Annotated in this window: 13 protein-coding genes; 5 read left to right on the forward strand and 8 right to left on the reverse strand. The window is 63.7% G+C overall.

Annotated elements, in window-relative coordinates; genetic code table 11:
* Positions 1 to 54: 54 nt before the first annotated feature.
* Entirely contained in the window at positions 55 to 918 is an 864-nt protein-coding gene (locus F1640_RS19845; RefSeq protein ID WP_194920937.1) for a fumarylacetoacetate hydrolase family protein, read from the reverse strand.
* 97 nt (positions 919 to 1,015) lie between these two features.
* Between F1640_RS19845 and F1640_RS19850 the strand changes: the two genes are divergently transcribed.
* The 4 genes from F1640_RS19850 (at position 1,016) to F1640_RS19865 (ending at position 4,672) form a co-directional block, all read left to right on the forward strand.
* Positions 1,016 to 1,213: a hypothetical protein gene (locus F1640_RS19850; RefSeq protein ID WP_194920938.1), complete on the forward strand. Its 198-nt coding sequence runs from the start codon at positions 1,016 to 1,018 to the stop codon at positions 1,211 to 1,213.
* The gene (locus tag F1640_RS19855) at positions 1,210 to 2,073 is read left to right on the forward strand and encodes an alpha/beta fold hydrolase (RefSeq protein ID WP_194920939.1); all 864 of its coding nucleotides are present in this window, start codon (positions 1,210 to 1,212) and stop codon (positions 2,071 to 2,073) included. The genes F1640_RS19850 and F1640_RS19855 overlap by 4 nt, the downstream gene beginning before the upstream one ends.
* 3 nt (positions 2,074 to 2,076) lie before the next feature.
* Entirely contained in the window at positions 2,077 to 3,813 is a 1,737-nt protein-coding gene (dld, locus tag F1640_RS19860; RefSeq protein ID WP_194920940.1) for a D-lactate dehydrogenase, read from the forward strand.
* A 121-nt stretch (positions 3,814 to 3,934) separates the two neighbouring features.
* The gene (locus F1640_RS19865) at positions 3,935 to 4,672 is read left to right on the forward strand and encodes an alpha/beta fold hydrolase (protein ID WP_194920941.1); all 738 of its coding nucleotides are present in this window, start codon (positions 3,935 to 3,937) and stop codon (positions 4,670 to 4,672) included.
* 74 nt (positions 4,673 to 4,746) lie between these two features.
* Here F1640_RS19865 and F1640_RS19870 read toward each other — a convergent pair whose 3' ends face one another.
* Positions 4,747 to 5,925: an MFS transporter gene (locus F1640_RS19870; RefSeq protein WP_255530619.1), complete on the reverse strand. Its 1,179-nt coding sequence runs from the start codon at positions 5,923 to 5,925 to the stop codon at positions 4,747 to 4,749.
* A 163-nt stretch (positions 5,926 to 6,088) separates the two neighbouring features.
* On the opposite strand from F1640_RS19870, the gene F1640_RS19875 reads away from it, so the two are divergent.
* Positions 6,089 to 6,997 (forward strand): LysR family transcriptional regulator, encoded by a 909-nt coding sequence (locus F1640_RS19875; protein ID WP_194920944.1) that lies wholly within the window; start codon positions 6,089 to 6,091, stop codon positions 6,995 to 6,997.
* A 78-nt stretch (positions 6,998 to 7,075) separates the two neighbouring features.
* Here F1640_RS19875 and F1640_RS19880 read toward each other — a convergent pair whose 3' ends face one another.
* From F1640_RS19880 to F1640_RS19905, 6 genes are all read right to left on the reverse strand, one after another.
* A complete protein-coding gene (locus tag F1640_RS19880; protein ID WP_194920946.1) occupies positions 7,076 to 7,705 on the reverse strand; it encodes a response regulator transcription factor in 630 nt (209 codons plus the stop codon).
* Positions 7,706 to 7,939: 234 nt separating this feature from the next.
* The gene (locus tag F1640_RS19885; RefSeq protein ID WP_194920947.1) at positions 7,940 to 9,265 is read right to left on the reverse strand and encodes a triple tyrosine motif-containing protein; all 1,326 of its coding nucleotides are present in this window, start codon (positions 9,263 to 9,265) and stop codon (positions 7,940 to 7,942) included.
* 519 nt (positions 9,266 to 9,784) lie between these two features.
* Positions 9,785 to 10,999: a two-component regulator propeller domain-containing protein gene (locus F1640_RS19890; protein ID WP_194920949.1), complete on the reverse strand. Its 1,215-nt coding sequence runs from the start codon at positions 10,997 to 10,999 to the stop codon at positions 9,785 to 9,787.
* Between the two features lie 100 nt (positions 11,000 to 11,099).
* Entirely contained in the window at positions 11,100 to 12,341 is a 1,242-nt protein-coding gene (locus F1640_RS19895) for a threonine/serine exporter ThrE family protein (RefSeq protein ID WP_206694721.1), read from the reverse strand.
* A 95-nt stretch (positions 12,342 to 12,436) separates the two neighbouring features.
* The gene (gene fumC, locus F1640_RS19900) at positions 12,437 to 13,831 is read right to left on the reverse strand and encodes a class II fumarate hydratase (RefSeq protein WP_206694906.1); all 1,395 of its coding nucleotides are present in this window, start codon (positions 13,829 to 13,831) and stop codon (positions 12,437 to 12,439) included.
* 700 nt (positions 13,832 to 14,531) lie between these two features.
* Positions 14,532 to 16,835, reverse strand: a complete 2,304-nt coding sequence (locus F1640_RS19905; RefSeq protein ID WP_194918777.1) for a nitric-oxide reductase large subunit — start codon at positions 16,833 to 16,835, stop codon at positions 14,532 to 14,534.
* Positions 16,836 to 16,846 lie beyond the last annotated feature (11 nt).

Raw genomic sequence — 16,846 nt, forward strand, 5'->3', positions numbered from 1 at the left:
ACGCCCGGCTTCCATCCGGATGCTTTGGACCGGCGCGATGGGGCTGCCGCCACGCTAGGGCATTTCCCCGGCGGAATCGCCCCAGCCGATCACCCGTTGTTCCTGCATGCCAAGCCCTTCAATGCCCAGCGTCATCACGTCGCCCGGCTTGAGAAAGACCGGCGGCTTATGCCCGAAGCCGACACCCGCCGGTGTCCCGGTTGCGATAAAATCGCCAGCCTCGAGCGCGTAGAAGCGCGACAGGTAGCTTACGATCTGGCGTACTCCGAAGACCAGATTGCCGGTGCTGCCGTTCTGAAACCGATGCCCGTTGACTTCAAGCCAGATGGGCAGGCCGCTGGCGTCGCCCAGCTCGTCGCGGGTGACAAGCCAGGGGCCGATCGGCGCGACGCCCGGAAAGCTCTTGCCCTTGGTCCACTGACCGCTGTGATCCATCTGGTAGGACCGTTCCGTGAGATCGTTGAACAGGCAGTAGCCGGCGACGTGATCGAGCGCGTCCGCCTCATCGATGTACAACCCGCCTCGCCCGATAACGATGCCGAGTTCGACCTCCCAGTCCCCTTTCTCCGCAGCCATCGGCAGCCGGACCGGATCGTCGGGGCCTGACGGCGCGCAGCCTTTCATGAAAACGGTTGGTTCGCTGGGCAGTGGGAGCCCGACTTCGGCGGCATGATCGGTGTAGTTGAGCCCCACGCAGATGATCTTGCCCGGCCGGCCGATCGCGGGACCATAGCGTACGGGCTGCGCGATGACCGGGAGCGAAGCCGTGTCGATCGCGGCGAGAGCCGCCAGCCCTTCCGGCAAAAGGACGTCGCCCGCAAGATCGGCGACATGACCGGAAAGGTCTCTCAGCCGCCCTTCGCTATCGATCACCGCGGGCCGTTCGCGGCCTGCTTCTCCAACTCGGGCCAGTTTCATCCACACTTCCTTTCGATGCCGGGCGCTTCTTTCGCCGCCGGACGCGGCCGAGGTATTGGCGGATTGAGCGATTGCTTGGACATTCTTAGCGGCGAACGTGAATCAGGAACCGCCAGCCTGCTTCGCTGCCGTGTATGCGCGCTTCCGCGTTGGCCTTGAAGGCAAGCCGGCGGTCTTTGGTCAGAAACTGCCAAAAGGGCGCAATCCGGGCCAATCGCAAGACACCATGGTCAAGCAATACCGCAGAAGAACCTGGGCGGGATTGGCCTGCCGCCGATTCTGGAACCTGAAATGATCGCACAGACAAGCCATACCTTGCGGGCAAACGGCATTCGGCAAAACTACATCGATGCCGGCGACGGCCCGCCGGTGGTGCTCCTGCACGGCTTTCCAGAAACGAATTTCGCCTGGCGGTTCCAGATTCCGGTTCTTGGCGAGCTCCATCGCGTGATCGCACCGGATCTTCGGGGCTATGGCGAGACCGACAAGCCGGCTGCCGGATATGACAAGCGGACCATGGCCCGCGATCTCGCGGCGCTGCTCGACAAGCTGGGCATCGGGAAAATCGCGTTGGTTGGCCACGATCGGGGCGCGCGGGTGGCAACGCGGTTTGCCAAGGACTATCCCGAACGCGTCGACCGTCTCGTGGTGATGGACAACGTGCCGACCCGCATCGTCGCGCGCGAGATCAACGCCGAAATTGCCAAGGCCTATTGGTTCTTTCTGTTCCACCTCATTCCGGACCTTCCGGAAACGCTGATCGCCGGCAAGGAAGAACAGTGGCTCCGCTGGTTCTTTTCGGACTGGGCCTATGACCCCTCGGCAATCTCGGGCGATGCCTTCGACACTTACGTGCGTGCCTACCGCGCGCCGGGCGCCGTGCGCGGCGCCATGGCGGACTATCGGGCCAACGCCGAGGATGTCGCACAGGACCTTGTCGATGCCGACGTCAAGATCGCCTGTCCCACGCTTGCACTATGGGGCGCGGATTTCGGGGCGGTCGGCAAGATGTTCGACATGCCGAAAGTCTGGGCGGAGATGGCCGACAATCTCCGCGCGGTGCCGATTGAGCGCTGCGGCCATCTGCCGCACGAGGAGCGGCCGGAAGCGGTGAATGCGCTCCTCCTTGAATTTCTCCAGGGCTGGCAAGGCTGAGCCATGGCCAGGATCGATCCCGTGCCGTCCGCCGTCTCTCCGCCAGCAGCCGCGGCACCGGACTTGATCGCCGAACTCGGAGCGATCGTTGGAAGCCGGTATATCCTGACCGGCGAGCGGGAGACCCGGCGTTACCGCACCGGCTTCCGCTTCGGCGGCGGCAAGGCGCTTGCCGTGGTCCGGCCCGGCAGCCTTGTGGAGCTCTGGCGCGCGGTGAATGCCTGCGCGCGAGCACGCACGATCATGATCGTCCAGGCAGCGAATACCGGCCTGACCGGCGGCTCGACGCCGGACGGCGACCGCTATGACCGCGATGTGGTCATCATCAGTACTACGCGGCTCGACGGCATCCAGCTCGTCCGCGACGGCAAGCAGGTCATTTGCCTTCCAGGTTCACGCCTGTTCGAGCTCGAGGACATCGTGGCTGGGATCGGCCGCGAACCGCATTCGCGGATCGGCTCGTCCTGCATCGGCGCGTCCGTGCTCGGCGGCATCTGCAACAACTCCGGCGGCGCGCTGATCCACCGTGGCCCCGCCTACACGCAGATGGCGCTCTACGCCCGGATCGAAGCGGACGGCTCGGTGCGACTGGTCAATCACCTCGGCGTGAGCCTTGGCGTCGAGCCCGAGGCCATGCTGGCACAGCTGGATGCCGGCGAGATTGCGGAGAGCGATATCGTCGACGACGCGACCCGCGTCTGCTCCGATCGGCATTACCAGGATCATGTCCGCGAAGTGGATGCGGACACGCCGGCGCGCTTCAACAACGATCCCCGGCACCATTTCGAAGCGTCGGGCAGCGGAGGCCATGTGGTCGTGTTCGCGGTGCGGCTCGATACCTTTCCGAAGGAAGAGGCCATCGCCGATTTCTATATCGGCACCAACGATCCCGCGGAGCTGACGGCGATCCGGCGCGTGATCCTGAAGAGCTTCACCTCGCTTCCGATCCAGGGGGAGTATATCCATCGCTCGGCGTTCAGGCTGACCGCATCGTATGGAAAGGATACGTTCCTTGCGATCCGGTATCTCGGCGCCAAATACCTCCCGGGCCTGTTCGCGCTGAAGGCGCGGTTCGACGCGTTCTGCGCGAGACTGCCCTGGGCGCCCCACGATCTCTCCGACCGGATCATGCAGACGTTCGCGACGCTGTTCCCGCAGCATCTTCCGGAGCGGATGCGTGATTTCGACAACCGGTTCGAGCATCACCTCATCCTGAAAATGGGCGGCCGCGGTATCGAGGAGGCCCGCACCCTGCTCGCCCAGGCGTTCCCCACCGCCCAAGGCGACTATTTCGAATGCACGAAGGACGAGGGCGATCGCGCCTTCCTGCATCGTTTCGCGGTGGCCGGCGCTTCCATCCGGTATCGCGCGCTCCATCGGGACACGATCACCGATATCGTCGCGCTCGATGTCGCGTTGCGCAGGAACGACGACGAATGGGACGAACACCTCCCTGCCGAACTCGCGAAGCAGATCGTGGGGGTCAGCTATTGCGGGCATTTCTTCTGCCACGTCTTCCACCGCGACTATCTGGTGAAGCAGGGGCACGATCCGGTGGCGTTCGAACAGGCGATGCTGGCGTTGCTCGATGCACGCGGTGCGGAATATCCCGCCGAGCACAATGTCGGGCACCTCTATCCCGCAAAAGCGGCGCTTGCGCGGCATTACCGGGAGCTTGATCCGACAAACAGCCTGAATCCCGGCACGGGCCATCTCTCGCGCAACGCGGATTGGGCCTGACGCAGCCCGTCCAGCCGCGACCCAAACCTCAGAATAACGCAAAAATGCGCGGGATAGGACAATATGAGAGCCGCCACCGCCGTTAGGTTCCGGGGACATCTCAATCAGGAGTGCCTCCACGATGACCGCATCCCGCACGCAAGAGCCAACCGTTGTCCTCGTGCATGGCGCATGGGCCGACGGTTCCAGCTGGCAGCGCGTGATTCCGATCTTGCTCGACAAGGGGCTGTCGGTCGTTGCCGTGCAGAACCCGACCAGTTCACTCTCCGATGACGTCGCGGCCACGACGCTCGCACTCAACGCGATTTCGGGACCGGTCGTGCTTGTCGGCCACAGCTGGGGCGGTGCGGTAATCACGCAGGCCGGCACCGATCCCAAGGTGAAGGCGCTGGTATTTGTGGCGGCCTTCGCCCCCGCGGCGGGTGAAACCGTTGGCGAACTGGTCAGAAAATACCCGAATCCACCCGCGCTTGCCAAAATCACCGATGATGGAAACGGAAACCTGAAGCTCAGCGCAGCCGGATGGATCGAGGACGTAGGCCACGACCTCCCCGAGACCGAGGCGCGTGTACTGGCAGTGCTCCAGCCCCCGCTGCCGGCCGCCACGTTCGGCGAGAAGGTCACGCAGGCAGCGTGGGAAACGCGGCCGAACTGGTACATCGTATCCGGCGACGATCGCGTGGTCAGCGTTGATCTGCAACGCGAATTTGCTGACCGGATGAAAGCGATCTCGTCTGAACTGCGGGCCGGCCACCTTTCCCTGCTGTCGCAACCCCAGGCGGTTGCCGATGTGATCATTCAAGCTGTCGAGCAAGTCGCACAGGCGGAAATCCCGGCATGGCGTGATGGTGGTGGCTAGCCGGACCTGTACCCCGCACTAGGCACAAGGCACGGGAGCGAACCAGGCAATCTGCCGTTCGCTCCCGTAAAGACTCAGGCTCGTCTGGCGCGGTTGTTCAGTTGCAGGACGGACGCAGCCGCCGCCAGCGCGATCCCAAGCGCGCAAACGGCCGGCCAGCCACCGGTGGTCCAGCCCACCGTCGCTGCCGCAGCGCCGCCGGCGCCGCCGAGGAACATCAGGCCCATGAAAATGGTGTTGAGGCGGGCACGCGCTTCGGGGCGCAATGCGAACACGATATGCTGGTTGGATACGAGCACGCTCTGCACGGCAAAATCCAGCAGGATACATCCGGCCACAAGCCCCATGATCGACGGCCACAGACCGAAGATCGTCCAGGCGGCGACCGTCAGCAGCGTGCCGGCAAGGATGACCTTGCGGGGGCCGCGCTTGTCCGCAAAACGACCGGCAATCGGCGCCGCCAGGATACCCACCGCGCCCACGATACCGAACAGCCCGGCAACGTCTGCTCCGAGACCGAAGCGCGGCTCTTGCAGCCGCAGCGCGAGGATCGACCAGAACGCGGTGAACGCGGCGAAGAGCAGACCCTGCGTGACGGCGGCAAGACGCAGTTCCCCGAATTCGCGCCACAGGTGAATCAACGAAACGATAAGGCTGCCATAGCTGTGGTCGGTATCGGGATGGCTGCGCGGCAGCGTAAAGGCCATCAGGCCACCGGCGCCGAGCGCGAGGGGGATGCCTAACCAGAACATCTCGCGCCAGCCGGCATGGGCGCCGACAAAGCCTGACAACGTGCGGCTGAGAAGAATGCCGCAAAGCACGCCGGACATAACCAGACCAACGGTGGCGCCTCGCTTTTCCGGCGCGGACAGGTGCGCGGCAAACGGAACGATCTGCTGGGCGACCGTCGAGGCTACACCCAGCACGAGCGATGCCAGGAGAAGCAGCGTAGCGGAAGGCGCCATCGCCGCGCCGGCGAGGGCAAGACCGAGCACGATGAACTGGATCACGATCAGGCGTCGGCGTTCCACCAGATCGCCGAGCGGAACCAGGGCAAAGAGACCGAAGGCATAGCCAAGCTGGGTCGCTGTCGGGACGAGACCCACCAGCCCCCCGGCAAAGTTCTTCTCCATGATCCCGAGCATCGGCTGGTTGTAGTAGATGTTGGCGACGGCCAGACCGGCCGCGATCGCCATGGCGAAGGTCAGCCCCCGTCCGATTGACGCCGGCGCGGCGTCCGCCCTTCCCTGCATAATGGTGCCGCCCATAGAAAAATCCTCACGAAAGCGTGCGCAGCGACGGCAGGTTGGATAAATCTGCGCCAACTGGACGATTGACTTGCGGCGGATATAGAGTTGCAGCATTTCTCGCTGTAGTGTTTCATTCGGTTAGGCCAGCATAACGGAAAATGTGGTAATGGAATTGTCCGACCTGGCGGTGTTCGTCGAGGCCGTGCGGGCTGGAAGCCTGGCCGCCGCCGGCCGCCGGCTGGGCATCAATGCGATGGCCGCGTCGCGCCGGCTCGCCGCGCTCGAGACCGAACTGGGCATTCGCCTGGTCCACAGGACAACCCGATCGCTTTCGCCAACCGCAGAAGGAGAGACGTTCCTCCCCCATGCGCAGGCGATGCTGGATGAGCAGGCAAGCGCCCTCGCGGCGCTACGACCAAGCACATCCGGTGTCTCGGGCCAACTCCGGGTGACGGTTTCTGCCGCTTTCGGACGCAAGGTTGTCGCGCCGATGATCGCTCCGTTCATGCGCGACAACCCCGAACTGCAGGTTGACCTGCTTCTGACGGACGATCAGGTCGATATCGTCGCGCAGGGCATCGATGTGGCGATCCGGATCGCCAAGCTCCGGGACAATCACCTCGTTGCGCGCCGTCTCGCGGACAATCCGCGCCGGCTTGTCGCCTCGCCCGCCTATCTGCGTTCCGCGGGGACGCCCGGCGTGCTGGCCGCCCTGCCCGACCATGCGTGCCTGCCGGCATCGGGTACTTCGCACTGGGTCTTCAACCGCAACGGAAAGACGGTGCGCCAAAGGGTGACAGGCAGATTTACGGCAAGCTCGGTCGAGGCGCTGCATCAGGCTTGCCTGGGCGGCCTGGGCATCGCCAATCTTTCGGCCTGGGACGTGGAGGACGATCTGGGCAGCGGTCGTCTGAGGGAAATCCGGCTTGCGGATGCGGAGCCGGAACCCCTGGCGATCTGGGCGGTCTATCCCACAGCACGCATGGTGCCCGCCAAGGTTCGCGCGTTCGTGGACGCGCTAGAGCAGATCCTGCGCCGTTCCCCTCATCAGGCTGCCGATGGCCAGAGTGCCTAACCGTTTTCGCCTGAGCGACCGAGGGATGCGCAAGCCACGGATAACGCCGGAACAAGGTCACGCGAATGTCGGCGCGGCCTAAAGCTCGATGATGCCGCGGCGCGCGGCGATGGTGACGGCATGGGTGCGATCGGCGGCACCGAGCTTGGAATAGATAACCTTCATGTATCCCTTGATCGTGTCCTCCGAGAGCCCCAGGCGCACCGCGATCTGGCGATTGGAGTTTCCTGCGGCGGCGAGAGTTAGAACCTCTGCTTCCCGCCGTGAAAGCATATCCTCGGTTACATGCAGCGCTATGCCGGTTGCCACCTCGGAGGAGAGATACTTGCCGCCAGCATGAACGCTTCTGATCGTATCCATCAGTTCCTTGCGCATGCTGCTTTTCAACAGATAGCCTGCCGCGCCGGCACGAAGGGCGCGCATGGCCTGGGCGTCTCCGGCATACGTGGTCAGGACGACGATCCGCGATGACGGATGGCTCTTTCTCAGCGCCTCGATCGCGGCGACGCCGCCCATGCCCGGCATCTGAAGATCCATGAGCACGATATCCGGCCGGTGCGCTTCATAGAGAACAAGCGCCTGCTCGCCGGTTTCGGCCTCGGCGACGATATCGAGATCGGCCTGCGTTGCGATAACCGCGCTAACGCCCTCCCGCAGCAGCGGATGGTCGTCGACGATCATTATGCGGATTTTGTCGGACTTGACCATTCCCGTGCGCTTTCCGTGTCTTCGATTCGGCGAGGCTCGCCCTACTGTCCCAGATCGATGGCGGCGCTATACGATACTATCGAAGCCGTGCTCGCCTGCGCCTTGCCGATTGCCAGGGATGCCGATCAGGCGCCGAGGCCGGGGCTGGTCATATACGCTGCTTTAGAAATGGTCACGCCGGACGTAAAGGGTGGTGCCGATGACGGCGTTGAGCCATCGCCGTTGCTTCACCGCTCACGATCTTTCGCCGCCACTTCGGGAGGAGCCATCCCGCAGACCCCGTTTCCGGAACCAGTCCCACTGCGTTTGATAAGCGACCCGTGCGGGAACGCGCAGATGGACCTGGGTTCCGTTTGTTCCATTGGCGGTGAACCACAGCTTCCCGCCGATGCGGCCTGCCCGCTCCGACATGCCCTGCAAGCCGTAATGGCCCCGACGCCCGCCCGACGCGAGGATGGCGGGAGCGATGCCGACGCCGTTGTCACCGACGAAAATGTCAAGCGCGAGCACCCGGTACCGCAGTTCGACCGCGATATGGGTGGCCTTTGCATGCTGCTCGGCATTGGCGATCGCTTCGCCGACGATCGCGAGGATTTCATCGGCCACCGGCGCGCATATGGGGCGCCGATAGCCACTGATGCGCAGGTCGGCGCGATCTTCGGCCAGGGAAGCCATACGACTTTCGAGACTACCCGGATCTGATGCCCGCAAATCGAGAACCCGTTCGCGACTTGCGATCATGAGGTCGTCGCCGCGCTCCAGCGCCCGCTCAAGCATGCCGCGCGCGGCCGTGTTTGAGGGCGTGATCTCCGCCACTGCCTGGAAGCGCATCATGAGACCTTGCTGCCCTTGCAGCAGTGTGTCGTGAAGCTCCCGCGCGATGCGTTCCCGCTCCTCTACCTGGACCTCAACGCGGCGCCGGGTCCGGTCTGCGGCGGCGCGGGAACGCCAGCGTACGAGCACGATCACGAACAGGAACAACGCCGTCACCAACAGCGCGCGAAACCACCATGTCTGATAGAAATAAGGCTTGATGTAGAAGTCGAGCGCCGCCCCTTGCTCGTTCCACACGCCATCGCCGTTCGCCGCGATCACCTGGAAACGGTATGTGCCCGGGGCGAGGTTGCCGTAATTGGCCTGCCGCCGCTCACCGGCGTCGACCCATTCCTGGTCGAAGCCGACAAGGCGATAGCGGAACTTGTTTGCCGCTGGATCGGTGAAGCTCAAGGCGGTGTAATCGATCGTGATCCGATCGGTCCCCGGGGGAAGAGACTGGCTCGTGCCGTCGGCACCGCTTTCCAGCGCGATGACACGATCGTCCGCGACCATGTTGCGAATGACCACGGGCGGCGGGATCGAGTTATGGACAAGCTTGCGTGGATCGATCCACGCCAGACCGCGGTTCGTCGCCAGCCACAACAGACCATCACGATCCTCGACGATATCGTTCATGTCGTACCAGTTGGACCGCGCGCGCAACCCCTGGTCGCGGCCATAGACGAAGGCCGTAAGGCGTTGGGCCGGATTGAGAAAGGCGGCGTCGAGATCGGCGGAACGCACTTTTGCGATGCCTTGGCCGGTAATCAGCCAGGTCGATCCATCGGCGCGTGGCAGGATGCCGGTGACGTTGGCCAGAAAGGGATGCGCCCGATCGTCGATCGTGGCGAACCGGGCGCCGTCATATCGGGCAAGGCCATGCTCTCCCCCGATCAGCATCCCGCCGGGAATCGGCACGACGGTCTTGATGAAACCGACCGGGATGTTCCGCCCCTGCCAGATTTTCGATATGCGCCCCTGCCGGCGTACCGTGAGCGCGCTCAACGCCTGATAGGACAGGATATCGCTCCCTCCCAGATTCCGCATGAGCATCGCATGACCGAGCGCTTCCGTGCTGTCCGCGACCTCGCTGACCTTTCCCGCATGCAAGCGATACGTACCGTAGGCCGATATGAGCCAGTCACCATTGCCTTCGGATACGCAGGCCGTGGGCGTCGCTCCCTCGGGCGCGAAGAGCGTTCTGGATATGCCATGCCGCGAAATCAGCATCAGGCCTTTCGAGCTGACGACAAGAACATTGCCTTAATGGTCGCTGCATATGTTGAAGATGATGCCCCAGTTGGGCGCCACCATTTCTGTCCGGATCGGATTTCCGTGGATGCGGTACAGCCCTTTGGGCGTGCCGAACAGAAAGGTGCCTTCGCGCCCGATCGGGACAAATCCGGTATTCGTCGTCGGGAAGCTGGACACGAGGTGGACGTCGATTGCCGAAAACCGGTCAAGCCCGTTCGGGCTGCCGACCCAGACGTTGCCTTCGCGATCCTGGAAGGGAGCCAATGACAGCGGACCGAGCACGTCCCGGAGGACTTGCACGGTCGGCCTCGATGTGTCTCCGCGCTCCAGGCGTTGCAACGTTTCGGGTAGCAACCGGATGATTCCCCGCTCCTGCCCCGTCACCCAGAGCCGGCCATCGCGGTCGAACAGCAGTCTGCGCCCAATGTACCCCGTCGTTCCGGGGGTGAGCCTCATGGCGCCTCCCCGGCCGTCAAGACGCCGCAGGCTGTCGTTGTCGATGATCCAGATGTTTCCGGATCTGTCCTTGCCCAAACCGACGGAGACACCTCCGCGGGCGTTCAGCCGGACAAAGCGGCCCGCCGCGGGATCAAAGCGGTGGATCGAGTCGCTCAGCGCGATGATGATAGTGCCATCGCGGTCGGCGATCATATCCTGGGTGTGCTCGTCTGGAAGATCCACGCCCGAGTTGAACACATGCCACTTGCCTGCCTTGTAGTATCGCAGGCGCTGGCTGTTCGAACTTTCGGAGGCGACCCAGATCGCCCCGTCCGAACTTTGCACGATCGCGACCACCGAGCCCCGCGGCGTTCCTGCATTGCGCCCCTGCAGCCTGCCATGCCGATAGACCGCCACGCCGCCGTAGTCATAGCCGACCCACAGGTCACCGTCGCGGGCGGCCAGCAAGGCGGTAACCTGCAACGATCGCGCGGGATCGCCTTCCTGCGCTTCGATATGCTCGAACCGGACTCCGTCGAAGCGATACAGGCCGGTTGCCGTGCCCAGCCAGATGAAACCGTCAGGGGTCTGCGCGATGGCAACAACATTGGCGGGAGCGCCTTCGGCGATCGACCATTTCACATGCCGCATCTCGGTGGTCGGCACGGTAAAATCGAGCGCCTGTCCGGCGCGGGGGGTAACGATCATCATCCCGAACAGCAAGGCCAAGAAGGCCAGCCGAAAACGGCTTGCAGGCAGATCAAACACCGGGCGCAAAGAGATCATCGGCGACAATATCCCGCTCCGCTGACAATCACCAACCCTATCTTGCAGCGAACGACAATGGGCACGCAACGAACACCGCGCGGCAGCCGGGATGCGTCGATCAACGCGGTGGGCTCATCCGGTCCCTGGCAGGCCGATTTCCAAGCCCAAAGATCGCGGGATTGAGCGCCGAAGACAGCAACAGGCCGATGCCGATGCTGACGGTCAACACGAACGCGGAGATCAGCGCAGCGGCGCTGGCCGCCAGCAATGCGGCGGGAGCGGCAGGTCCTGCGAGCATGATATCCAGTGCGCCGATCAGCCCGCGAAAGGCATAGGAGCCCGGCACCATCGCGACAACGCTGGGAAAGGCCAGCGCCGAAGAGGGGGTGCCAAGCCGGCGCCCGACCAGCCGTGCGAGGACACCGGCAAGAGTGGCGCCAGCCAGGGTCGCGATGGCGATGTCGCTGCCCAGCATCATCAGCGCCGTGCGCAATCCATGGGCGAGAGCGCCGGTTAGCATAATCGTCGGAACCGCCCCGCGCGGTGCTCCGAACAGGATCGCGAAGCCGAAAGCGGCGATGCTGGAGAACAGCAGGTCCCATGCCAGCCCGAGATTCGGCGTGTTCAGCGTGACCGGAAGATGCACGCCCACCGCCAGACTCGTGGCGGCCAGCCCCGCGGCTATCGCGATAACGGTGATGGCGCCATTGGCGATCCGGGCCAGCCCGATCGCGGCGTGCCCCTGCATCAGATCGCGCACGCCGTTGATCAGAGGAACTCCCGGGACCAGAATCATGCCTGCCGCAACCAGAGCGAGCGTAGGGTCCGCGCCACTCGGGCGCGACGCGAGCACAGCGGTCATGCCACTAATGGTCGCCGTTATTCCCGCTGCGGCGGCAGGCCCGACACGTAACCGGGGTAACACGCGCCGCAGCACGGTACTGACTGCGCCGGCAAGGAAAGCCGCGCCGACGACCGGCAAGGTGGCGCTAAAAAGGCGGGCGAGCGCCGCCGCCGTGCCTGCCACCGCCAGTATCGTCAGCCACCCCGGATAAGCGGGCCGGGCTTTGGCGATCACGCTAAGGCGGGCAGCGGCCGCTTCGAGTTCCAGCGTGCCCGCTTCAATCGCGGTCGCGACCTCCTCCAGCGCGACGAGGCGACCGGCGTCAATCCCCATCACGCCCAACGCGTGGCCAATGCGGGTACGATAGACTTGATCGTTTCCCAACATCAGCAGCAGGCGTTCGCTGCCGAGAAACAACTCGGCTGCGAAATCCTGCCGTTCGGCAAGCGCCTCGACGCGCCGGCGGACATGCTCGCTGTCCGCTCCTGCTTCCAGCAGCAGGCGCGCGAGGAGCAACAACACGTGGGCGGCAGCATCGAGGCGGTTTGTGTCAGGCATCGCTATTCAGGCCAGCCCATATGCGGATGCGGCATACCATTGGATCGTCTCATTCAGGCGCCCGCCAGACCGTGGCCGACCATGTCGAGCGGGCGGATGGTGTTGTCGAAAAGCGCTGCGTCCACCTTGCCGGAAGCGAGCGCGGCTGCGCGCAGCGTGGTGCCGTCGGCGATCGCCTTTTCGGCGATATGCGCGGCATTCTGGTATCCGATCACCGGCGACAGCGCGGTGACCAGCATCACGCTGCCCTCGACGTAGGACTGGATCTTGTCGCGCAGGATTTCGGTCCCCTCGACCGAGAACTCCCGGAACCGGTCGCACCCATCGGCGAGGATGTGAATCGAGTGCAACACGTTGTTGATGATCACCGGCCGCATCGCGTTGAGCTCGAAATTCCCCTGGCTGCCGGCGAAGGCGACGGCGCTATCGTTGCCAAGAACCTGGATGGCGATCATGACCATAGCCTCACACTGGGTCGGGTTGACCTTGCCCGGCATGATCGACGAGCCGGGCTCGTTGTCGGGCAGCTTCAATTCGCCAAAGCCGCAGCGTGGACCGGAGGCGAGCCAGCGCATGTCGTTGGCGATCTTCATCAGCGCGACAGCCAGGCCGCGCAGCCCCGCGGAGGCCCTCACCATCGCGTCAAGCGAACCCTGCGCGGTGAACTTGTTGGGCGCCGTGATGAACGGCTTGCCCGTAAGCGCGGCGATCGTCGCCGCGACCTCCTGGGAGAAGCCGGCCGGCGCGTTGAGCCCGGTGCCGACCGCTGTACCGCCCACCGCCAGTTCATAAAGCCCGGCGCGGCTTTCCTCGATCGCGGCGATGCAGGCGCGGATCTGCCCGGCCCAGCCGTGCCATTCCTGGCCGACTGTCAGCGGTACAGCGTCTTCCAGATGGGTGCGGCCGATCTTGACAATGTCGATCCAGCCATCGGCCTTGCGCTCGATCACCTCGGCCAACCGGGTAACGGCAGGCAGCAGTTCGGCGTCGATCGCGAGGACGGTCGCGATGTGCATCGCGGTGGGGAAGGTGTCGTTGGACGACTGACCCATATTGACGTCGTCGTTTGGCCCAACCGGATGCTGGCTGCCCAGCGTGCCGCCGAGCAACTGGATTGCCCGGTTCGACAGCACCTCGTTGACGTTCATGTTCGACTGGGTGCCGGAACCGGTCTGCCACACGTAAAGCGGGAAATGCTCGTCGAGTTTGCCGGCGATCGCCTCGTCCGCCGCCTGTACGATCGCGTCGCGTTTCCAGTCAGGCAGGCGGCCGGCGGCTGAATTCACCAGCGCGCAGGCTTTTTTTACATAGCCGTAGGCGTGGTAAACGTCCTTGGGCATGCGGTCGCCGCCAATGTTGAAGTGGTGAAGAGACCGTTCTGTCTGCGCGCCCCAATAGCGATCGGCAGCGACGCTGACCGTGCCCATGCTGTCGAATTCCTCGCGCATACCGCTGGCGTTGATGCCAATCGCAATTGCCTGGACGGTTGGTATCTCGGTCAATGCAACGCTCCCTTCTTGGCGGCGAATTGCGTGAGGGTTCTGCGCCAGGCTCGCGATCTCCGTCATGGGATCCGCCCTTGAGCCCAGACTGCCCGCAAACGATAGAGCGCCAAGCTATCGGCGTCGCCCCCGATCCATCTTGTCGAATTGCGCTGATTTTTGGACGGGTAGTCCTCGCTGCAAAGCCCGTCCGCGTGGTCTTGGGACTTGTTGCAAAGGCGTGATCAGCCGATCACACTCGGCAACTAATGGATAAATGATCCCATTGGCATCCATCCTGTGCAAGCCTGACGGCCGGAAGTGCGGCTATCCATCGGATCGCTTCGCCGCTGAATAATCGATTTTTCGCAGGCGCTTGCCGAATACCCTGAGGCTGGCGCATCAATCCCGGTAGGTTACGGAGAATACCCTCATGTCCAAACAGACGATCGCAGATCTGGTCGCCGCCACGCTCGCCGACGCCGGCGTCGAGAGAATTTGGGGGTCACGGGACAGGGTGTGCTAAAACCCACGGATCAGGCAAGCCTGTCCGGCGATCCTGAAGCCGTTTCACGGACAAATGGTGTTGGCCGGGAGCGACCAACGCCCGAAATTAGCCGGCCGTCCGTTGAAAACCGGGGTACAGCCGGGAAGCGGAGTGGCGGATCTAAAGCGCCGGCTTTGGAATGGCCGCCGTTTCTGGAGTCGGCTTCCTGCCGTGCATGAACGCCTGAACCATGAACCATGCGAACGCAAAGACACCGAATGCGAACACGATGTCGCCGGGCACCCTTGCCCAGACCAGCGCCTGCATGATCGGGCTATGGATAAACTCCGCCGAGCGCGCATAGGCATAGCCGTGCTCGATGCTGGCGTAGGTCTGCAGGATGCCCTGCGGGAGCAGCGACAGGAACGTCATCATGCCAAGGCCGATATTGAGCGACCAGAAGGAAATCCTGATCCATTTCTGGTTCCACCGCGTGACGTCGGTCAGTCCACGCATGCAATAGAGCGTCAGGCCAAGGCCGAGCATGCCATAGACGCCGAACAGCGCGGCGTGGCCATGGTTGGCCGTCGTGTTCAGCCCCTGCATATAATAGAGCGCGATCGGCGGGTTGATGAGGAAGCCGAACAGCCCGGCGCCGACCAGATTCCAGAACAGGACGGCGGCGAAAAACATGAACGGCCAGTGGTAGATTCGTTCCCACTCGGCCTCATGCTCGACCTTGTGGCGCGTATAGGCCTCGAAGCCGACCACCAGCAACGGCACCACTTCCAGCGCCGAGATCATCGCGCCGACCGCAATCACCGACGTCGGCGTCCCACTGAAATACAGGTGATGGAAGGTCCCGAGCACCCCGCCGAACAGGAAGATGATCGTCGCGAACAGCACCATCACGGTGGCGGTGGAGGTTCGCAGGATCCCCATCTGCACGAACAGCAGCGAGATGATGGCGGTCGCGAAGACCTCGAAAATGCCTTCCACCCACAGGTGCACAACCCACCAGCGCCAATATTCCATGATGGCGATGTTCGTATGCTGGCCCCACATCAGCCCGGCGCCATACAGCAGCCCGATGGCGAGCGCCGACACCAGCACGAGATAGATGAGAGACTTGCCGCCCTCCCGGCGCAGCACGGGCCGGAGTGCGCGCACCACCAATGCCACCCACAGGAACAGGCCGATCAGGAGGTAGATCTGCCAGAAACGGCCTAGGTCGACATACTCATAGCCCTGGTGCCCGAACCAGAAATTCGCCGTCAGGTTGGTGAAGAAGCGATGGACCGCCGCCCATTGCCCGGCGAACGAGCCGATGACGATGACCAGAAGGCTGACGAACAGAAAGTTGACGCCGAGCCGCTGGAATTTGGGGTCGCGTCCCCCGAGCATCGGCGCGACATAGAGCCCGGTCGCCAGCCACGCCGTGGCGATCCACAGCACCGCGAGCTGCGTGTGCCATGTGCGGGTGATCGTGTAGGGAAGATATTCGGCGAAGGGCAGGCCGTAGAGCCCTTGCCCCTCGACCGCATAATGGGCGGTGACGATGCCGAGCAGCACCTGCGTCACGAAGAGCGCGCAGACGACCCAGAAATATTTCGCCGTGGCCCGCATCGACGGCGTGATGACCGCCTGCCCCAGTAGGTCGGAGGTCGCCATGCCATCCTCGGGCAGGATGTCGCCGCGCCAGACGTCAAACTGCTTGGCATAATAAGCGATCAGCGCCCCGGCTGCGGCAAGCAGCAGGATGACAGACGCAAGGCTCCACAACAATGTACCGGTGGTCGGGCTGTTGCCCACCAGGGGTTCGTGCGGCCAGTTGCTGGTATAGGTAATGGTCTGGCCCGGACGGTTCGTGGTCGCGCCCCATGCCGTCCAGAAATAAAAGGCGGCAAGCTGCCGGGCTTCCGCTTCCGACAGCTCGCCATAGACCGGAAAGGCATAGTCGCGGCGGAGCTGGAGCGAGGCGGGGTCGCCGCCATCGTACAGGCTGACGAAGTGCTGCTGCACCTGCCTGATCGCGCGCGCGCGCGCGTCGCTGACCGTTATGACGCCGGATGCGGGGTCATAGGTGTTCCTGCGCATTTCCTCCTGCAGCGCGGCCTTTCGCATCGCCTCCGCTTGCGTCGCGGATACCCCCTCAGGTACCGGCGAAGTCGATAGGGCGAGCAATGCCTCCGCCTCCCGGTGCAGCCAATCGGCGCTCCAGTCGGGCGCCAGATAGCTGCCATGGCCCCAGATCGAGCCCTGTTGCATGCCGCCGATCGACTGCCAGATATTCTGGCCGGTCTCGATGTCGGCGCGCGTGAACAAGGTTTCGCCGCTTTGGGATTTCACGGCTTCGGGAATGGGCGGCGCCTGCTGGTAGATCTGCTGGCCGAGCAGCAGCAGGATGCCGAACATGACCACCATGCCGACCGACAGGATGATCCACAACCGTTTGATGCTGAATGTCGTTTGATAGCTCGTCATGCTCCAACCCC

The sequence above is a fragment of the Novosphingobium sp. NBM11 genome, assembly GCF_015390225.1.
Taxonomy (GTDB): domain Bacteria; phylum Pseudomonadota; class Alphaproteobacteria; order Sphingomonadales; family Sphingomonadaceae; genus Novosphingobium.